Genomic DNA, 3825 nt, shown 5'->3' on the forward strand with positions numbered 1-3825 from the left:
CTCCGCGTGATGCGTGATCAGCGCCTGCTCGCCGGCGTCGGCCAGACCGAACGTCTCGAAGGACAAGGTGAGCTCGCCGACCAGCGGATGCCGCAGGTCCCTGGTCCCGCAGCCCTTCGCCTTGACGTCATGAGCGGCCCACAGCCGCCGGAACTGCGCGCTCCGCATGGAGAGTTCGCTCACCAGCGCGGACAACTGCGGGTCCTCCGGATGACAGCCCGCGTCCATGCGCAGAAAACCGACCACGTCCGACGCCTTCTGCTCCCAGTCCACGTACAGATCGCGGCACTCGGGACGCAGGAACACCAGCCGCGACCAGTTCCGCTCCCGCGCGGACAGCTGCGCCCAGTCGCCGAAGACCGCCGCGGCCATCCGGTTCCAGGCCAGGATGTCCGTGCGGCGCCCCACCACGTACGCCGGCACGCCGTCGAACGAGTCCAGCAGGTGCTGCAACGCCGGCCGCACCTGCCGGGCCGGCGCCGCCGGCTCCTTCCTGCCCGGCTTCGGCTTCGCCAGATGCGTGAGATGGGCGTGCTCGTCGTCGGACAGCCGCAGGGCACGCGCGATGGAGTCCAGGATCTGCGCCGACACGTTGCCCCCGTCGCCCTGCTCCAGCCGCGTGTAGTACGCCACGGACACCCCGGCGAGCAGGGCCAGTTCCTCCCGGCGCAGCCCGGGCACCCGGCGCCGTCCATAGGTGGGCAGGCCCACGTCCTTCGGCGCGAGCCGGGCGCGCCGGGTGCGCAGGAACGCGCCGACCTCGGCACGCCGGTCCAGGCCGCCGCCGGCTGCTCGCACGGGTTCGGGGTGCTCGTCCATGCCCGAAGTATTCACCGCCGTACACCCGTGAGCCTCACCCCGCGAGTAGCAGGAACGGCGAGCGTACGCGTCAGCGGGGGCTGGGCGACCTCCGCGCCCTCCCGCAGGCTGTGTCCCGTCCCCGGACACCAGCGCCGAACACGTGACGTCGGTGCACGACTCGGCGGCGCTCGACGACGGCCGAGTCGAACTTCGCTGGCTCAACGCGGCCCGCGGGGTCGACGACCGCCTGATCACGAGCCTGCGCAATCGCACGGCGACCCCCGACAGCCGGCCCTGACCGGGCCACCAGCACTCCCGAGCACGTGCTCTCAAGATCCGGAAATGACGGAGGAACCGCAAATGACCCAGCCCCAGACGACCACCTCGGTGATCGACCAGTACATCGCCCTCTTCGACCGGCTGGCACACGATCCCACGGCAGTGGAGGAGATCCTGGCGCTCTTCGCGCCCGACGCCACCGTGCAGCTCTTCGAGGGGCAGGAACCGCTGGTCGGCATCCCCGCTCTCAGGGAGCTCTACGGGGGCTTCGCCCAGGCCATGGCGGACAGCAAGCACGTGTGGACCACCACGGTGCTCGACGACGGCAGGATCGAGCTGCGCTGGCTCCACGCGTCCCGCAGGACCGACGACCGCCTGGTGGCCCTCAGCGGCGTCGAGCACGCGACCGTCGACGCCGACGGCCTGATCACGAGCCTGGACAATCGCATGGTCACCCCCGACAGCCGCTTGTGACCGGCCCGCGCGGCGTGATCGCGGGCTCCGGCGACGGGAAACGGGGTGGAGGGCCCCGCTCGTCGCGAAGAGAGCAGACGCCGCCGAGAGATCGACTCCCGTGCGATCGTTCACCGGCCGCCTTGCGGCGTGCTTACGGCCGTCGGGGGAGGGGAAGTGATGATCTCCATGACGAGCACGATGCAGCATTACGGTCTCCTGTGGACCGACCCGGACGGCACCCCGCAGGCGTCCGCCGGCAGGTACGACAAACGGTCGGCGAAGCATCGCCGCACCGAGCTCAAAGCCGTGGGCTGCACCCGTGTCGAGATCGTGCCGGTCAGGCCGGGCGAGGTCCCCGAGCCCGTCTCCTGAGCGCAGCGAGACGGGGCCCGCCCAGTGCCTGAAGGCCGCACACCACGCCGAGCAGCCACTGCCCGTCCCTCACTCGAACAGACCCAGGTCCGCGAGCAGCCGGCGCTGTGCATCCGGCAGCACCACACCGCTTCACCTGCGGCCCCGGCCGGGACAACACCGCCCCGGGGCCGCAACCGGTCGCCGCCGCGCCCGGACATTCACCCCGGTGACCTGCCGTCCGCCGTCCACATCGCCCTGATCACCGACGACTACGACGACCTCGGCCTCGACTTCGCCCCCGCGGAGGCCAACCACGGCTCCGCCCGTGCTGACGCCGGACGAGGCCCAGGACCTGCTCCGATGGGCGGTGCGCGGCTGTGCGGGCTGGTCAAGGCCGGAAATCCGGCCGGGCAGAAGCGTTTTGCCGCCAACGATCAGTGATCAACCCACCGCGTGGAGTGGTTCCGGCTACAGGTGTGCTGGGACGTTCGTGTGACGGGGAGGGCTGGTCGGTGGTTCTGTCGATCAATGTTGCGGTTCTGCTGGCTGTCATCATCGTTGTGCGGCTGGGGCGGCGCACACAGGCCCGAAGCCGGAACGACGAGAAGCTGACCGTCGTGATCGTGTTGGTCTTCGGCGTGCTGATCGCCCCTACCGCGTTCGGGCAGACCGTCTTCGACGTCGTCGGCCAACTCGCGCAGGGAGTCACCCAGTCGGGCAGCCCCTGAGCTCTGCGCCCTGCCGCCCTACGGCCTTGGCTGTGTGGCATCGACTACGGGCAAGCCATCCGGTCAAGGGGTGGGCAAGGGTCATAACGGACACCCGGGAGTGGTGACCGTCGGGTCGCGACCAAGGGGTGCCTCCTCCGGGTGGCCTCGGCCCGCGCGTCCATACGTGTGGGCGGGACCTGTTACCGATCCGGCCGCCTACGGCCAGAGAGTTCCAAGGACGCGATGAGCACCGCACCCACCCCGCACACTCCGATGGCCCCGGCTCACACGGCTGCGACGTCGAGCCCAGCTCCCAGCCGCCGTCTGGCGGTCGTTGCTGACCAGCCCCCCGATTTTGCCGGCCCGGGCCAGCTGCAACTCCTCTTCTCCCCGTACTGATGCACTCGGGAGAAGCATCCCGGACCCGAAAGGCTGCGGCGGCGAAAGCCGGAGCGGAGATCCGCGGCGAGTTGCGGCTCACCCCTGGCCAGCTGCGTCTGGCCGCACCCTGCCGGCTCAAGGCTCTCCTCATAGCCGCAGCGGCAGGACACCGACCACGTCCGGCGCGCGCGGAACACGCGCGTCCCTGCAGGTGGCTTCGACAAGATCAATGCGGATGTTCTCGTGGAGGGCACCGTAAGGATCTGCTGTTCAGGCCCTCGGCCGCGCTCTCTGCGCCCGCCCTGCGGGTGTGAGCGTGCGCGTGTCACTGCGGTGTGCAGGGCGCGTACTTCGGCGACCTGCGAGTGCCGGTCGGTGAGTTCGGTGACGATGCGGCGGATCGCGGGCCGGTCGCAGACCTCGCCGGGACTGGCCCTGTAGGCGTCCAGCAGAGCGCGGGCGGTCTGCTCGGGCCGTCGCCAAGCCCACCAGGCGCGCGCCACGTCGGCGCCCAGGCGAGCCCTGCGCTCGGCGGTCGGGAACTGCTCGGGCCGCAGGTTCTTCCCGGCCTCGAGTGCGGCGCCGGCGTCGCCGAGGGCCCAGTGCACGCCGACCGTGTACAGGTCGACGGCGGCCGGGCTGATCGCGAACAGCCGGCCCGGGGGAACCGCGGGCGGCAGGCGACGTGCGGCGCGTCGGGCCTCCTCGGCCATCGCCAAGGCGTCGGCGCGCTGCCCGGCCCGGGCGGCGATGAACCGTCGGGGCGAGAGCCAGGGGGTGGCGCCCAGCAAGCGCCACCCCGGCAACGACTCGCACTGACCGCCCCGCAAACAGCAAGCTGTTT

General features: G+C 71.1%; 6 protein-coding genes and 1 pseudogene. 5 read left to right on the top strand and 2 right to left on the bottom strand.

Annotated elements, in window-relative coordinates; genetic code table 11:
* On the bottom strand, nucleotides 1–819 hold an 819-nt coding region (locus ABT300_RS42230), incomplete at its 3' end, for a helix-turn-helix domain-containing protein (RefSeq protein ID WP_351687966.1).
* 142 nt (nucleotides 820–961) lie between these two features.
* On the opposite strand from ABT300_RS42230, the gene ABT300_RS42235 reads away from it, so the two are divergent.
* The 5 genes from ABT300_RS42235 (at nucleotide 962) to ABT300_RS42255 (ending at nucleotide 2618) form a co-directional block, all read left to right on the top strand.
* A complete protein-coding gene (locus ABT300_RS42235; protein ID WP_351687969.1) occupies nucleotides 962–1099 on the top strand; it encodes a hypothetical protein in 138 nt (45 codons plus the stop codon).
* Between the two features lie 62 nt (nucleotides 1100–1161).
* Nucleotides 1162–1554 carry a nuclear transport factor 2 family protein gene (locus ABT300_RS42240; RefSeq protein WP_351687972.1) on the top strand — a complete coding sequence of 131 codons (393 nt, stop codon included), beginning with the start codon at nucleotides 1162–1164 and terminating at the stop codon, nucleotides 1552–1554.
* A gap of 159 nt (nucleotides 1555–1713) precedes the next feature.
* Entirely contained in the window at nucleotides 1714–1908 is a 195-nt protein-coding gene (locus tag ABT300_RS42245; protein WP_351687975.1) for a DUF8636 domain-containing protein, read from the top strand.
* Between the two features lie 24 nt (nucleotides 1909–1932).
* Nucleotides 1933–2331 carry a hypothetical protein gene (locus tag ABT300_RS42250; RefSeq protein ID WP_351687978.1) on the top strand — a complete coding sequence of 133 codons (399 nt, stop codon included), beginning with the start codon at nucleotides 1933–1935 and terminating at the stop codon, nucleotides 2329–2331.
* Nucleotides 2332–2402: 71 nt separating this feature from the next.
* On the top strand, nucleotides 2403–2618 hold the full coding sequence (locus ABT300_RS42255) for a hypothetical protein (protein WP_351687981.1): 216 nt from the start codon (nucleotides 2403–2405) through the stop codon (nucleotides 2616–2618).
* A gap of 266 nt (nucleotides 2619–2884) precedes the next feature.
* Here the strand turns inward: ABT300_RS42255 and ABT300_RS42260 are convergent.
* Nucleotides 2885–3825: pseudogene (locus ABT300_RS42260) on the bottom strand (hypothetical protein); the annotation flags it as partial.

Source organism: Streptomyces sp. NPDC001027, assembly GCF_040299045.1.
Taxonomy (GTDB): Bacteria; Actinomycetota; Actinomycetes; order Streptomycetales; family Streptomycetaceae; genus Streptomyces.

Coding starts and splice junctions, on each gene's coding strand:
- ABT300_RS42245 (WP_351687975.1), top strand. CDS start 1,714: ATGATCTCCATGACGAGCACGATGCAGCATTACGGTCTCCTGTGGACC.
- ABT300_RS42240 (WP_351687972.1), top strand. CDS start 1,162: ATGACCCAGCCCCAGACGACCACCTCGGTGATCGACCAGTACATCGCC.